This is a genomic window from Kineococcus gynurae (genome assembly GCF_042433995.1).
GTDB lineage: Bacteria > Actinomycetota > Actinomycetes > Actinomycetales > Kineococcaceae > Kineococcus > Kineococcus gynurae.
Genome location: NZ_JBHLUI010000009.1, coordinates 312,244 through 326,223 on the forward strand (window position 1 = coordinate 312,244; position 13,980 = coordinate 326,223).

The window sequence follows — 13,980 nt, forward strand, 5'->3', positions numbered from 1 at the left end:
ATAGTCACGACGAGCGCGGGGACGGAACCCCCACGCCGGGCGGGTCGACGTCAACCGATCTGGGTCGGATCGATGCGGACCCGGACGGTCGGCAGTTTGCGGGCGCTGCGGCCCGCGGTGAGGGCCTTGACCTCCTCGCCCAGCCGGGCGCCCTCGGCCAGCGGCGCCGCGACCAGCGTCCGGACGAGCTCGGGGGCCCCGGGCCGCCCGGGGACCGGGACGGGGCCGAGCACCCGCCAGGTGGGCCCGAAGCCGGGGCTGCGGCGCAGCGCCTCGACGGCCTCGGCGACGTCGGGTTCGGCGCCCAGCAAGCCGGCCAACCGCTCCGCGGGGGGCAGCCCGAGCTCGGCGCGGGCGCGCAGCTCGCGCTCGGCGAACGTGGCCGGGTCCCACCGGACCAGCGCCTGCACCGCGGGGGCCTGCGGGTCGGCCACGACCACGACCCGCCCGCCGGCCGCGGCCGGTCGGACCCGGGCGGCGGCGGCGAGCCACCGGTGCAGGGTCTGCTCCTGGGCCCGCAGGTCGGGCCGACCGAGCATCGCCCACCCGTCGAGCAGCAGCGCGGCGGCGTAGCCACCCTCGACCACCGGCTCCGCCCCCGGGGTGGCGACGACCAGCGTGGAGCGGCCCTGCCCCGGGCCCGCCACGAGCGAGTCGAGGACGCGGGGACCGCCCGAGGTGCGCACGGTGGCCCCCGGGAACGCACGGCCGAGCTCCTCGGCGGTGCGGGCCGCGCCGGTCACCACGGCCCGGAAGGTCGTGTCGGAGCACTCGGGGCAGCGCCAGGAGGCACCGCCGCCGACGGCCGGTCGCCCGCACCAACGGCAGGCCGCGGTCTCCCCCGCCCCCGCCAGGTGCAGGGGTCCCGCGCAGTGGGCGCAGCGGGCCGGGGCGCGACAGGTCCGGCAGGCGAGTGTGGGCACGTACCCCGTCCGCGGCACCTGCACCAGCACCGGCCCGTGGGCGAGGGCCTCGCGCGCGACCCGCCAGGCGTCGGTGGGCAGCCGGGCGGCCGCGGCCACCGGGTCCTGGCCACCGGGCCCGGATCCCGCGACCAGGATCCGGGGAGCCCTCGCCCGCAGCACCTCGCGCGTGGCCTGCACGGGGCGGGCCCAGCCCTGCTCCAGCAGGAGCTGCGACTCGCCGGTCCGGGTCACCCCGAGCAGCAGCGCCGCGGCCCCGTCCTGCTCCGCGCGCAGCCGCAGCACCTCGCGGGTGTGCGGGTAGGGGGCGCGCTGCTCGTCGTAGGAGTCGTCACCGTCGTCGAGGATGGCGACCAGACCGAGGTCGGCGACCGGGGCGAAGGCGGCGGCCCGGGTCCCCGCGACCACGCGGGCCCGACCCGTGGCGGCGGTGAGGAACGCCCGCCACCGGGCCTCCGGGCCCGTGTCGGCCTCCAGCCGGACGTGCGAGCCGGGCGGCAACGTGGCGGTGAGGGCCGCGTCGAGCCGGTCGAGGTCGCGGTGGTCGGGCACCACAAGCAGCGCCCCGCGCCCGGAGGTCAGGGCCGCGCGGGCCGCCACGGCGAGCAGGGCGGCCGCGTCGCAGCCGGGGGCGGTGGCTAGCACCGCCCGCGGCGAGCCGCCCTGGGCGACGTGGGCGAGGAAGGCCGGGCCCGCCTGGTGCAGCTCCCAGCCGGCGACGTCGGCCGGGGGTCCGGGCCGGACGGGGTCTCCCGGCGGCGGGCCGGCCAGCACGGCCTTCTCCGCCCCGGCGTGGCGGGAGGGCACCGCGAGGCGGACGACGTCGGCCAGGGTCCCCGCGTAGCGGTCGGCCACCGCCCGGGCCAGCCCGAGCACCTGCGGGCCGAGCACGGGCACGGGCGAGACCACCCGGCGCAACCGGGCGAGCCGCCCCTCGTGCTCGGAGGCGGCCAGACGGTCGAGCACGTAGCCCTCGAGGTCCTTGCCCGCGAACGGGACCCGGACCAGGCACCCCGGTTCCGCCGTCGCCCCCATCGAGGCGGGGACCAGGTAGTCGAAGGGCCGGTCCAGGTGTGGCACCGGGGCCGACACCAGGACCGCGGCGACCGGCCGCTCCTCGGCGACGCCCTCGACGGGCGCGCGGCGGCTCAGCGGAGGGCGGCGGTGAGCGCGTCGACCCGGTCGGTGCGCTCCCAGGTGAACCCGGGCAGCTCACGACCGAAGTGCCCGTAGGCCGCAGTCTGTGCGTACTTGGGCTGCAGCAGGTCGAGGTCGCGCACGATCGCCGCCGGGCGCAGGTCGAAGACCGACCGGATCGCGGCCGCGATCTTGTCGACGGCCACCTTCTCGGTGCCGAAGGTCTCCACGTACAGCCCGACGGGCTGGGCCTTGCCGATGGCGTAGGCGACCTGCACCTCGCAGCGCCGGGCGAGCCCCGCGGCGACGACGTTCTTGGCGACCCAGCGCATCGCGTAGGCGGCGGAACGGTCGACCTTCGAGGGGTCCTTGCCCGAGAACGCACCCCCGCCGTGCCGGGCCATGCCCCCGTAGGTGTCCACGATGATCTTGCGGCCGGTCAGCCCGGCGTCACCCATGGGGCCGCCGATCTCGAAACGCCCGGTCGGGTTGACCAGCAGCCGCAGGTCGTCGGTGTCAAGGTCCAGTCCCTCGAGGACCGGCTCGACGACGAAGCGGTGGATGTCCGGCGTCAGGGTCGCGGCCAGGTCGACGTCGGGTTCGTGCTGCGTGGAGAGCACGATCGTGTCGAGGGTCACCGCACGGTCGCCGTCGTAGCCGATGGTGACCTGGGTCTTGCCGTCGGGGCGCAGGTAGGGCAGCTCGCCCTTGCGCCGCACCTCGGCCAGCCGGGAGGACAGCTGGTGGGCCAGGTGGATGGGCAGCGGCATCAGCTCGGGAGTGTCGTCGCAGGCGTAGCCGAACATGAGGCCCTGGTCGCCCGCGCCCTGCAGGTCCAGCGGGTCGCCCGCGGCCCCCTCCTGCCGGTTCTCCCACGCCGAGTCCACGCCCTGGGCGATGTCGGGGCTCTGCGAACCGATCGACACCTCGACGCCGCAGGTGTGCCCGTCGAAACCCTTGGCCGAGGAGTCGTAGCCGATGGCGAGCAGCGTCTGCCGGACGATCTGGGGGATCTCGACGTAGGCCTCGGTGGTGACCTCGCCGGCGACGTGCACGAGCCCGGTCGTCACCATCGTCTCGACGGCGACACGGCTGTTCGGGTCCTTCTCGAGCAACGCGTCGAGGATGCCGTCGGAGATCTGGTCGCAGATCTTGTCCGGGTGCCCCTCGGTGACCGACTCGGACGTGAACAGACGCAGGGCGGACGCGGGGTTCACTCAGGCTCCAGGGGGATCGTCAGAGATGGGCGGGGCCAGCATAGGCACCACCGCGTCGAGCACGAGTTCGGCGACGACGTCCTTGCTGGTCTCGGCCACCTCGCGCTCGGTGCCGTCGGCCCCGAGCAGCGTGACCGCGTTGGTGGGGGTCGCGAAACCGCGGGTCTCCCCCACCTCGTTCAGCACGAGCAGGTCGCAGCCCTTGCGGGCCAGCTTCTCCCGCCCGAGCTGCAGCACCGAGCGACCGGGGTCGCCGGTCTCGGCGGCGAACCCGACCACGACCGGGGTCCGGGCACCCGCGCGGGCCTCGACCAGCCCGCGCAGGACGTCGGGGTTGCGGACCAGCCGGATCTCGGGGTCGGCCGCCGGGTCGTCGGTCTTCTTGATCTTGGCCTCGGCCCGTTCGGCGGGCCGGAAGTCGGCGACGGCCGCGGCCATGACCACGACGTCGGCCCCGGTGGCGGCGGTGACGACGGCCTCGCGCAGCTGCTCGGCGGTGCCGACGGCGACCACGTCCACGCCGGAGGGCAGCGGCACCTCCAGGTGCGCGGCGACCAGGGTGACGGCGGCCCCCCGCGCGGCGGCGGCGGCGGCCAGCGCCACGCCCTGCCGCCCCGAGGAGCGGTTGCCCAGGAAGCGCACCGGGTCCAGCGGTTCACGGGTGCCCCCGGCCGACACGACGACGCGCCGACCCGCCAGGTCGCGCCGCCGGGCGCCCACCCCGAGCAGGCGACGGGCGGCCGCGGCGATCTCGGGGGGTTCGGGCAGCCGACCGGGCCCGGAGTCGGCCCCGGTGAGCCGGCCCGAGGCGGGGTCCAGGACGGTGATCCCCCGCGAGCGCAGGCGCGCCACGTTGGCCACGGTCGCGGGGTTGAGCCACATCTCGGTGTGCATGGCCGGGACCAGCAGCACCGGGCAGGTCGCCGTGAGCAGCACGTTGGTCAGCAGGTCGTCGGCCAGCCCGTGGGCCGCCCGCGCCAACAGGTCGGCCGTGGCCGGGGCCACGACGACGAGGTCGGCCTCGCGCCCGATCCGGACGTGGGGGACGTCGGCGACGTCGCTCCAGACGTCGGTGCGGACGGGGTGCCCCGACAGGGCCTCCCACGTCGCCCGTCCGACGAAGTGCTCCGCGGCCGCCGTCGGCACCACCCGGACGTCGAGACCGGACTCCGACAGCTCCCGCAGGAGGATCGCGGCCTTGTAGGCGGCGATCCCGCCCGCGACCCCGAGGACGACCCGCGGGGTCCGGACGGGCGTGGGGCTCACTGCTCGGTGGGCTCCGAGGTCAGCAGACCCTCGTTGATCTCCCGCAGGGCGACCGAGAGGGCCTTCTCCTGCACGTGGGTCTCGACCAACGGGCCGACGTACTCCAGCAGGCCCTCGCCCAGCTGGGAGTAGTAGGCGTTGATCTGCCGGGCGCGCTTGGCCGAGTAGATCACCAGGGCGTACTTCGAGTCGGCGGCCGTCAGCAGGTCGTCGATCGGGGGGTTGGTGATGCCCTCGGGGGCGGCCACGGTTCCAGCCACGATGGGGCTCCTTGCGAATCGGGGAAAGGAATCCGGCCCAGTCTACGGGCTCAGCGGACGGGCAGGCCCATCTGCCGGACCAGCTCGTCGGCGGCGCGGCGCACGTCGTCGTTGTAGATGGTCACGTCGAACTCCGCCTCGGCGGCCAGTTCGACCCGCGCGGTCTCCAGGCGCCGCTCCCGCTCCTCGGCCGTCTCGGTGCCGCGGCCGACGAGGCGGCGCACCAGCTCGTCCCACGACGGCGGGGCCAGGAACACGAAGCGGGCGTCGGGCATCGCGGCGCGCACCTGGCGCGCCCCGGCGAGGTCGATCTCCAGCAGCGCCGGGCGGCCCTCGGCCAGGACGGCCTCGACCGGCCCCCGGGGGGTGCCGTACCGGTTGCGACCGTGCACGACCGCCCACTCGAGCAGGTCCCCGGCCGCGGCCATCCGGTCGAACTCCTCGGCCGGGACGAAGTGGTAGTGGACCCCGTCGACCTCGCCCGGACGCTGCTCTCGCGTCGTGGCCGAGACCGAGATCCAGATCTCGGGGTAGCGGGACCGGAGGTCGGCGGCGACGGTGCCCTTGCCGACCGCGGTCGGACCGGCCAGGACGGTGAGACGGGAGGGACCCACGGTCAGGACTCGGCCCCCGTGCCGAAGCGCTCGACGAGCTTCTCGATCTGGTGGGCGCCGAGCCCCCGGACCCGACGGGACTCCGAGATGCCGATCTCGTCCATGATCTGCCGCGCCCGGACCTTGCCGACGTTGGGCAGGGACTCCAGCAGCGCCGACACCTTCATCTTGCCCAGCACCTCGTTGGCCTGCCCCTCCTTGATGACCTGCTCGAGGCTGCCGCCGCCGTACTTGAGGCGGTTCTTCACCTCCGCACGCTCCCGACGGGCCGCGGCCGCCTTCTCCAGAGCGGCAGCGCGCTGTTCGGCGGTCAGGGTCGGCAGGGCCACGGTTCCACCTCGGGGTCAACCATCTGGTCAGGGGCGTCGCCGCAACCTAGCGAGCGGGGCGGGCAGGGGCAACGCCGGTCCCCGGGTCGACCACCGGTCCCCGCCGGGGGGCCGCGGTCTCTCGCCGTGCGGATGATTCCGACGCTCCCTACGGTGGCTCTGCCGGATCCACCGGTGAAGACCGTCGAGAAGGAGCGGGTATGTCCATCGGGGACAAGGCCAAGAACGTCGTCCAGAAGACCGTCGGCAAGGCCGAGGAGGCCGTCGGCCGCAAGACCGACGACCCGGAGCTCACCGCCCAGGGTCTGAAGGACCAGTCGATGGGTGAGGCGCGGCAGAACGTCGAGAAGGCGAAGGACCAGATCAACCACAAGTGATCCGGTCCGGCGGGAAGGGCTGACCCCCTCGGGGTCAGCCCTTCGTCGTCGTGGGGGGTTCCGCGACGAGCAGCTCACCGGCCGGGGGCGTCGGCAGACCGACCCCGGCGAGCACGAGGATCGCCCGTTCCCAGGGCCGCTGCTCGGCCAGGAACGGGATCTCCTCGGCCTGCCACTCGTGCCAGAACCGGGTCGCCTCGTCGCGGTCGCCGTTGTCCCCGGCCGCCACGTCGCGCTCGATGCCGGCGTGCTCGGCCGCCCGGGCGTCCGACTGCACCCACAGCACCGCGTCGACGAGGTCGGCGAGTTCTCGACGCCCCGACCCGACCCCCTCGAGGAACACCCACCGCGTCCCCGCCGGGACGCCGATCGACCCGCCCCGCCAGCGCGCCGACCAGGCCGGGGGGCGGTAGGCCACCGCCCGACCGGCGCGGGCCGGGCGGAGGACCCCTTCGACCAGCAGGTCGGTCCAGTCGAAGAACGAGTGGTGCCAGGCCACGTCGTCGGTGGAGACGACGGTCGCCGTCGTCGTCGCCCCCGCCGCCGCGGCGAGCCGGCGGGCCACCGTGGACTTGCCGCTGCCCCCGCGACCGTCGACCGCCACGACCCGCGGACGCCCCGGCGGCGGGGTTCCGAGCCGGTCCAGGACGTCGGCGACGGGCACGACCCGGAACGGCCCGGCCTCGGGTTCCCCGGCGTACAGCGTGATCGGTTCGTGCTCGCTCATCCGCCCACCCCCACCGGTCCGGCCCCCGCCCCGCCGGGGGTCAGCCGCCCCTCGGCGATCTCCTCGGCCCAGTGGCAGGCCACCCGGCGGTCGGGGTCGTGGCGCGGCAGCACCCGCAGCTGCGGTCGTTCGTCGGCGCACCGCGTCGGCTGCACCCACGGGCACCGGGTGCGGAACCGGCAACCCGAGGGCGGGTCGGCGGGGCTCGGCAGGTCCCCCGCGAGCAGGATGCGCTCCCGGCCGGCCTCGGCGACGGGGTCGGGGACGGGGGCCGCCGAGAGGAGCGCCCGGGTGTAGGGGTGCAGCGGGTCGGCGTACAGCGTCTCGCTCGGCCCCTCCTCGACCAGCCCGCCCAGGTACATGACGCCGACCGTGGTCGAGAGGTGCTTCACCACCGCCAGGTCGTGGGCGATGACGAGGTAGGTCAGCCCGAGGTCGCGCTGCAGCTCCTCCAGCAGCACCAGCACCTGGGCCTGCACCGAGACGTCGAGCGCGCTGACCGGCTCGTCGGCCACCAGCAGGTCCGGGTCGAGGACCAACGCCCGGGCGATCCCGACGCGTTGGCGCTGACCTCCGGAGAACTCGTGCGGGTAGCGCGACCCGGCCGACGTCGGCAGCCCGACCCGGTCGAGCAGGTCCCGCACCCGGCGCCGGTGCTCGCCCGCCCCGCCCGGGACCCGGTGCACGGCCAGCGGTTCCAGCAGCGCGCTCTCCACGCTCTGCCGGGGGTCGAGGCTCGCGAGCGGGTCCTGGAACACCATCTGCATGCGCCGCCGGGTGGTGCGCAGCTCCTCGGCGCCGAGGGCGAGGACGTCGGTGCCGTCGAGGTGCACGCTGCCCGCCGTCGGGTCGGTCAGTCGCAGCAGGGCCCGGCCCAGGGTCGACTTCCCGCACCCGGACTCCCCGACCAACCCGTAGGTGGTCCCCCGGTGCACGTCGAGGTCGACCCCGTCGACGGCCTTCACCGCCCCCACCGTCCGGCGGAGGATGCCGCTGCGGATGGGGTAGTGCACCTCCAGCCCGCGCACCTGCAGGAGCGCGCTCACGAGGCCACCCCCGTCCGGGTCGGCGCCGGGTGGACGCAGCGCGCCGGGTGCGCCTCGCCGTTCCCCGGACCCACCGTGTCACCGCCCACCGCGATCAGGGGGAGGTCGGGTCGGGCGCAGGCGTCGTCGGCGTGGTCGCAGCGGGGGGCGAACGCGCACCCCTGCGCCCAGGGCAGCAGGTCGCGCACCGAGCCCCGCACCGGGTGCAGCGGGGTCCCGCGCGGGGAGTCGACCCGGGGCACCGCCGCGAGCAGACCCTCGGTGTAGCGGTGGCGCGGACGGGCGAACAGGGCTCCGCGGTCGGCACTCTCCACCACCCGACCCGCGTAGAGCACGCTGACCCGGTCGCAGGTCCCGGCCACGACGCCGAGGTCGTGGGTGATCAGCACCATCGCCGTGCCGGACTCCCGGACGAGCGTCGTGAGCAGGTCGAGCACCTGCGCCTGGATGGTGACGTCGAGGGCGGTGGTCGGCTCGTCGGCGATGATCAGCCGCGGCGAGCAGGCGAGGGCGATCGCGATCAGCACCCGTTGGCGCATCCCGCCCGAGAGCTGGTGCGGGTACTCCCCCAGTCGTCGTCGGGGGTCCGGGATGCCGACCCGACCGAGCAGGTCCAGCGCCTCGCGCTGCCGCGCCGAGCGGGACAGGTCGGTGTGCTCGGCCAGCACCTCGGTGAGCTGCCGGCCCAGGGTCAGGACCGGGTTGAGCGAGGTCATCGGGTCCTGGAACACCATGGCGAGGTCCTTGCCCCGCCGACGGGCCAGCCGCCGGTCGCTCTCCTGCAGCAGGTCCGAGCCCTCGAACAGCACCTTGCCGGTGACCCGGGTCCCCCTCCCGCGGGGCAGCAGACCCATGACCGCCAACGACGTCACCGACTTCCCGCAGCCGGACTCGCCGACGAGTCCCACCACCTCGCCGGCCGCGACGTCGAAACTCACGCCGTCGACCGCCCGCACCGGGGCGGCGCCCTTGCGGGTGAAGGTGACGGCCAGGTCCTCGACCTGCAGCAGCGGGCTCATCGTCGGTTCCTCGGGTCGAGGGATTCGCGCAGCGCCTCGCCGAGCAGGGTGAAACCCAACGCGGTGACGGCGATGCAGAGCCCCGGGTAGACGGCCAGCATCGGAGCCTGGTCGAGACGGTCCTGGGCCCGCACGAGCATCCGACCCCACTCCGCGACCGCCGGGTTGGGGTCGCCGAGGCCCAGGAAGCTCAGGGCCGCGACCTCGATGACCGCGGTCGCCAGCACCAGGGTCGCCTGCACCAGCACCGGACCGAGGGAGTTCGGCAGCATGTGCCCGACGACGATCCGGCTGCGGCGCAGACCGAGCGAGCGCAGCGCGACCACGTAGTCCTGCCCGCGCTGGGCGAGCAGCGAGGCCCGGAGCAGGCGCGCGAAGATCGGCACCTGGGCCGCGGCGATCGCCAGCATGATCGAGAACGAGCTGCGGGTGAGGACCGCCGCGATGCTCACCGCCAGCAGCAGGGCCGGGATCGAGAGCAGCACGTCGACGACCCGCATGACCAGGGTGTCGACCCAGCCACCGAGACCGCCGGCGAGGACACCCAGCACGGCCCCCACGGCCAACCCGATGCCGGTCGAGACGACCCCGATGACCAGGGAGTTGCGGGCCCCGTAGAGCAGCTGGGTCAGCAGGTCGGAGCCGAAGGAGTCCAGACCGAGCGGGTGCTCGGCGCTCGGGCCGGGCACGTTGCCCGGGGTGACCTGGGCGAACCACTCCGACGTCGCCGGTCGGTAGGGCGCGAGGACCGGGGCGAGGATCGCCACCAGGACGAACAGGAGCACGATGACGGCGCCGACGATGCCCGCCGGGTTGCGCCGGAAGCGCCGCAGCGCCGAGCGCCAGGGCCCCGCCCCCGCCTCGCCGCGGGGGCTCTCGACCGCCTGGACCCCCTCGGGGGGCAGGGCGTCGAGCGCGCTCACGAGACACGCACCCGGGGGTCGATGAACCCGTAGCTGACGTCGACGGCCAGGTTGACGAGGGCGTAGATCAGCGCGATGAACAGGATGAACCCCTGGAGGACCGGGTAGTCGAGCTGGGTGACGGCGGTGAACAGGTAGTTCCCGATCCCGTTGATGGCGAACACGGTCTCGGTGAGCACGGCCCCCGACAGCAGCGCCCCGGCCTGCAGGCCGAGCGTCGTCGACACCGGCAGCAGCGCGTTGCGCAGGACGTGGCGACGGCTGATGAGGGCGCTGCGCAACCCCTTGGCCCGCGCGGTCCGGACGTGGTCCTCCTGCAGCACCTCCAGGACCGAGGCCCGGGTGATGCGCACGATGATGGCCAGCGGGATGGAGCCGAGGGCCAGCGCAGGCAGCACGAGGTGCTTCAGCGCGTCCCAGCTCGCGTCGAACTCCCCGGTCAGCAGACCGTCGAGGACGAAGAACCCGGTCACGTGCGTCGCGTCGATCCGCGCCCCCTGCCGGCCCGAGGTCGGGAACAACCCGAGCTGGATGGCCAGCAGGTACTTGAGCAGCACGGCGAGGAAGAACACCGGGACCACCACCCCGAGCAGCGACCCGCCCACGGCCACGTTGTCGAACCAGCCGCCGGCCCGGCGGGCCGCGAGGTACCCCAGCGGGATGCCCACGACCACGGCCAGCAGCAGCGCCGCGACGGCGAGCTCGACCGTCGCCGGGAACCGGTCGCCGAAGGTGGCGAGCACGGGTTCCCCGGTCTGGATGGAGGCGCCGAAGTCGCCCCGCACCAACCGTCCGAGGTAGGTCAGGTACTGCTGCCAGACCGGTTGGTCGAAACCGTAGGCCTTGGTGATGGCGGCGATGCCCGACGCGGTCGCCCGCTCGCCCAGGAGCGCGCGCGCCGGGTCCCCCGGCAGCGCGCGCACCCAGGCGAAGAGCAGGATCGAGAGCCCGAACAGCACCAGCACCAGCAGGGCCAGCCGCCGGACGACGAAGGTCAGCACGCGCTCGACCCCCCGACGCGTCGGCTCACTCGTCGGAGACGGTGACGGTGTTCCACACCTCGTCCTGGGTGGGGCTCGGCACGTACCCCTTGACCCCGGCGGCGAAACCCAGCGAGGGGACCGGGCTCGCGACCGGAATCCCGGGCAGCAGCTGCATGATCTGCTCGTTGATCGCCTGGTAGGCGCTCACCTGCTCGGCCTGGCTGGTGACCTCGCGGGCGGCGGCCAGGGCGTCGAACAACCCCTGGTCGGTGAAACCCCACTCGTTGGTGGCCGCACCGAAGAACACCCCGACGAAGTTGTCCGGGTCGTTGTAGTCACCGGTCCAGCCCAGCAGGTGGATCCCGTGGTCGGTCGTGCCCTGCACGGTGTCCAGGTAGTTGGGGCTCCACTGCTCCGAGACCGGGGTGACCGTGATACCCACCGCTTCCAGCTGCGGGCGTACGGAGTTGTAGATGTCCTCCGGGGAGGGCATGTAGGGCCGCGAGACGCCGGTGGGCCAGTTGAACGTGAGCTGCAGGTTCGACTGCCCGGCCTCCGAGAGCAGCTGCCGGGCCCGGTCGGGGTCGTGGTCGTAGGTGGTGACCGCGTCGTTGTACCCGACCACGTTGCTCGGCATGAACTGCGTCGCCGGCTGGGTCCCCTCGGGCAACGAGTTCGAGATGACCGCGTTCTTGTCGATCGCGTGGGCGATGGCCTGCCGGACGCGCGGGTCGGCCAGGGCGGGCTGGGCCTGGTTCATGCCGATGTAGAGGATGTTGAACGCCGGGCGTTCCAGGACCTGGAACCCGCCGTTCTTCAGGGTGGCGACGTCGTTCGGGGCGACGAGGTCGTAACCGTCGATGTCGCCGTTCTCCAGGGCCTGCCGCCGCGCGGTCCCGTCGTCGATGATACGGATGACGGCCGTGGCGACCTTGGCCTTCTCACCCCAGTAGTCGTCGTTGCGGACGAGCCGGACCTGCTGGCCGCGCTGCCACTCGTCGAACTTGAACGGCCCGGTCCCGACCGGGTTGGTCGTGGCGTAGGCGTTCTGCCGCGGGTCGGCGCCGTCGGCGCCGTTGCCGTTGCCCTCCTCGATCGCCTTGGTCTCCTGCATGGAGAACGCGGGCAGCGTGAGCGAGGCGAGGAAGCCGGCGAAGGGCCGCGTCAGGTTGACCGTGACGGTGCCGTCCGGGTTGGCCGTCGAGCCCGCGTAGAGCGGCTCCCCCAGCGCGTCGTCGTCGTTGACCGCGAACCCTCGGAAGATCGAGCGGTAGTAGTAGGCCAGGTTCTCGCCCTGGACGACCCCGCGGAAGTTGAACCAGCGCTCGAAGTTGGCGACCACCGCGGCGGCGTCGAAGGGCTCGCCGTTGTGGAACGTCACCCCCTCCTGGAGGGTGAACGTGTAGCTCAGCCCGTCGGGGGCCGCGGTCCACTCCGTCGCGAGGGAGGGCGCGAGGTCGGTGCTGCCGGAGGCGTTGGAGATGAGGCCCTCGAAGATCTGGCGGCTGATGCGGAAGGTCTCCCCGTCGCTGGCCAGCGCCGGGTCGAGGGAGTCCGGGTCGGAGGACTGACCGAACACGAACGTGTCCGCGGCCGATCCCCCACCGCCGCCGCCCTGCTCGTCCCGCTCGCTGGCGACGCAGCCGGAGACCCCGACCAGGGAGGCCGCGGCGAGCGTGGAGAGGGTGAAGGTGCGGCGGGTGGGACTCTGCTCGAGCATGGACGTCCTCGTCTTCCGGATCGACAACATCGGTCGGACGCGGTGACGCTAGACGATGGCTGTGTGTTCACCAAACACCGGCCCCGTTCGACACGAAGTCGTTACCAGGTCGGGATCCCGCGCGGATTGTCCGATCATGCCCGTCCGGGGCGGTCGTTCTGCGTCCGGCCGGGGTCGTCGGGGGCGCTCACCAGGTCATCCCCGGCGCCCCGGGAGCACTGAGAGGGGTTCAGTGCTCCCCGTTCAGGCGGAACGTCGGGACGAAACCGGGGTCGGTGAGGGCGGGGCGGTCGAAGGCGAAGGCCCCGATCGGGTGCTCGGTCCGCCCCTCCAGGCTGAGGTCGGCGGCGATCTGCCCGATGAGGCCGGCGAACTTGCCGGCGTGACCGGCACCGAGCAGCGCCAGCACCCGGGGGTGGCCCGGGACCCGGTCGATGACGAAGTCCCGGTCGGGGGTCATGTCGTAGACGCAGGTCTTGCTCAGCAGCTCCGGTCCGACCGCGTCCGGCAGGTGCCGTTCGAGGAACCTCCGCAGCAGCGCGGTCTCCGCCGGATCGGGGTCGTAGGAACGCTCCTCGGAGCGGATGAACCGCCCCGACATGTCCCGGGCGACCTTGACGGCCGGCTCGCCGAACACCGGGAAGCCGTAGTGCACCCGGTCCTCCCCGGGCCCGCCCCCGCCGTGGAAGACGAACATGGGGAACCGGTCCGGGGCGAAACGCGCCAGGTGCGGGCCGGCGAAGTACCCGACCTGCTCCTGGCTCAGGGTCATCTCCCAGGGCAGGCCCAGGTCCTCCCGCAGGTGAGGTAACCAGCTGGCCACGGCCAGGACGACGTTCTCGGCCCGCACCGGACCGCGATCGGTCTCCAGGCGGACCCCGTCGGCCGTGGAGGCGAGGCCGGTGACGGTCGTCGAGGCCCGGAACTCCACGCCCCGGGCCCGGGCCAGCGCCACGTGGCCGGCGCCCGCCTTGCGGATGTCGAGGATCCCGCCCTCGGCCTGGAACAACCCGCGGACGTCGTCGTCGATGCGCCACTGCGGGAACCGTCGGCGGATCTCGGCCGCGGTCAGCTCCTCGAACTCGTGCCCCTCGGCCCGCATGGCCGCCCGGTAGTTCGCGAGGGTCGTCTCCCCCGCCGTGCCGTCGGCGGCGAGGTCCAGGCCCCCGGTCACCGTCACCAGCGGCAGCCCGGTCTCCGCCTCGACCTCGGCCCAGGCGGCGTAGGCCGCCCGGGTCAGGGCGGCGTACTCCGGTGCGTGGTAGGCGTGCCGGATGATCCGCGAGTGGTCCTCCGACGCCCCGCGGCCGTGGCCGAGCTCGAACTGCTCGAGGACCAGGACGTCGTGGGCGCCCCGCCGCGACAACCAGTACGCCGCGGCGGTTCCGAGCGCCCCCGCCCCGACGACGACGTGCGTCCGGTGCTCGACGGTCACGGCC

At 74.0% G+C, this 13,980-nt stretch carries 14 protein-coding genes; 1 reads left to right on the forward strand and 13 read right to left on the reverse strand.

Going from position 1 to position 13,980, the window contains the following annotated elements:
• Positions 1-50 precede the first annotated feature (50 nt).
• The 6 genes from ACFFKU_RS13065 to mihF are packed head-to-tail and all read right to left on the reverse strand — an operon-like array spanning position 51 to position 5,746.
• Positions 51-2,075, reverse strand: coding sequence for a primosomal protein N' (locus ACFFKU_RS13065; protein ID WP_432499542.1), 2,025 nt, complete (start codon positions 2,073-2,075; stop codon positions 51-53).
• Positions 2,072-3,277, reverse strand: coding sequence for a methionine adenosyltransferase (metK, locus tag ACFFKU_RS13070; protein ID WP_380138549.1), 1,206 nt, complete (start codon positions 3,275-3,277; stop codon positions 2,072-2,074). The genes ACFFKU_RS13065 and metK overlap by 4 nt, the downstream gene beginning before the upstream one ends.
• Positions 3,278-4,543, reverse strand: a complete 1,266-nt coding sequence (gene coaBC, locus ACFFKU_RS13075; RefSeq protein ID WP_380138550.1) for a bifunctional phosphopantothenoylcysteine decarboxylase/phosphopantothenate--cysteine ligase CoaBC — start codon at positions 4,541-4,543, stop codon at positions 3,278-3,280. It lies immediately after the preceding gene.
• Complete coding sequence (rpoZ, locus tag ACFFKU_RS13080) at positions 4,540-4,803, reverse strand: DNA-directed RNA polymerase subunit omega (protein WP_380138552.1); 264 nt, start codon at positions 4,801-4,803, stop codon at positions 4,540-4,542. Before rpoZ ends, coaBC begins: the two co-directional genes overlap by 4 nt.
• A 50-nt stretch (positions 4,804-4,853) precedes the next feature.
• Positions 4,854-5,423, reverse strand: coding sequence for a guanylate kinase (gene gmk, locus ACFFKU_RS13085; RefSeq protein ID WP_380138717.1), 570 nt, complete (start codon positions 5,421-5,423; stop codon positions 4,854-4,856).
• The gene (mihF, locus tag ACFFKU_RS13090) at positions 5,420-5,746 is read right to left on the reverse strand and encodes an integration host factor, actinobacterial type (protein WP_380138554.1); all 327 of its coding nucleotides are present in this window, start codon (positions 5,744-5,746) and stop codon (positions 5,420-5,422) included. The genes gmk and mihF overlap by 4 nt, the downstream gene beginning before the upstream one ends.
• Positions 5,747-5,946: 200 nt before the next feature.
• Between mihF and ACFFKU_RS13095 the strand changes: the two genes are divergently transcribed.
• Positions 5,947-6,123 (forward strand): CsbD family protein, encoded by a 177-nt coding sequence (locus ACFFKU_RS13095; RefSeq protein ID WP_380138555.1) that lies wholly within the window; start codon positions 5,947-5,949, stop codon positions 6,121-6,123.
• 34 nt (positions 6,124-6,157) lie between these two features.
• Here ACFFKU_RS13095 and ACFFKU_RS13100 read toward each other — a convergent pair whose 3' ends face one another.
• From ACFFKU_RS13100 to solA, 7 genes are all read right to left on the reverse strand, one after another.
• Entirely contained in the window at positions 6,158-6,850 is a 693-nt protein-coding gene (locus tag ACFFKU_RS13100; protein WP_380138556.1) for a nucleoside/nucleotide kinase family protein, read from the reverse strand.
• Entirely contained in the window at positions 6,847-7,896 is a 1,050-nt protein-coding gene (locus ACFFKU_RS13105) for an ABC transporter ATP-binding protein (RefSeq protein WP_380138558.1), read from the reverse strand. Before ACFFKU_RS13105 ends, ACFFKU_RS13100 begins: the two co-directional genes overlap by 4 nt.
• Positions 7,893-8,915 (reverse strand): ABC transporter ATP-binding protein, encoded by a 1,023-nt coding sequence (locus ACFFKU_RS13110; protein WP_380138560.1) that lies wholly within the window; start codon positions 8,913-8,915, stop codon positions 7,893-7,895. Before ACFFKU_RS13110 ends, ACFFKU_RS13105 begins: the two co-directional genes overlap by 4 nt.
• Positions 8,912-9,838 (reverse strand): ABC transporter permease, encoded by a 927-nt coding sequence (locus ACFFKU_RS13115; RefSeq protein ID WP_380138561.1) that lies wholly within the window; start codon positions 9,836-9,838, stop codon positions 8,912-8,914. Before ACFFKU_RS13115 ends, ACFFKU_RS13110 begins: the two co-directional genes overlap by 4 nt.
• Positions 9,835-10,839 carry an ABC transporter permease gene (locus ACFFKU_RS13120; protein ID WP_380138563.1) on the reverse strand — a complete coding sequence of 335 codons (1,005 nt, stop codon included), beginning with the start codon at positions 10,837-10,839 and terminating at the stop codon, positions 9,835-9,837. The genes ACFFKU_RS13115 and ACFFKU_RS13120 overlap by 4 nt, the downstream gene beginning before the upstream one ends.
• Positions 10,840-10,864: 25 nt before the next feature.
• Positions 10,865-12,541 (reverse strand): ABC transporter substrate-binding protein, encoded by a 1,677-nt coding sequence (locus ACFFKU_RS13125; protein WP_380138565.1) that lies wholly within the window; start codon positions 12,539-12,541, stop codon positions 10,865-10,867.
• Positions 12,542-12,770: 229 nt separating this feature from the next.
• Positions 12,771-13,976, reverse strand: a complete 1,206-nt coding sequence (solA, locus tag ACFFKU_RS13130; RefSeq protein ID WP_380138566.1) for an N-methyl-L-tryptophan oxidase — start codon at positions 13,974-13,976, stop codon at positions 12,771-12,773.
• Positions 13,977-13,980 lie beyond the last annotated feature (4 nt).

Coding starts and splice junctions, on each gene's coding strand:
- ACFFKU_RS13100 (WP_380138556.1), bottom strand. CDS start 6,850: ATGAGCGAGCACGAACCGATCACGCTGTACGCCGGGGAACCCGAGGCC.
- ACFFKU_RS13095 (WP_380138555.1), top strand. CDS start 5,947: ATGTCCATCGGGGACAAGGCCAAGAACGTCGTCCAGAAGACCGTCGGC.
- ACFFKU_RS13125 (WP_380138565.1), bottom strand. CDS start 12,541: ATGCTCGAGCAGAGTCCCACCCGCCGCACCTTCACCCTCTCCACGCTC.
- ACFFKU_RS13110 (WP_380138560.1), bottom strand. CDS start 8,915: ATGAGCCCGCTGCTGCAGGTCGAGGACCTGGCCGTCACCTTCACCCGC.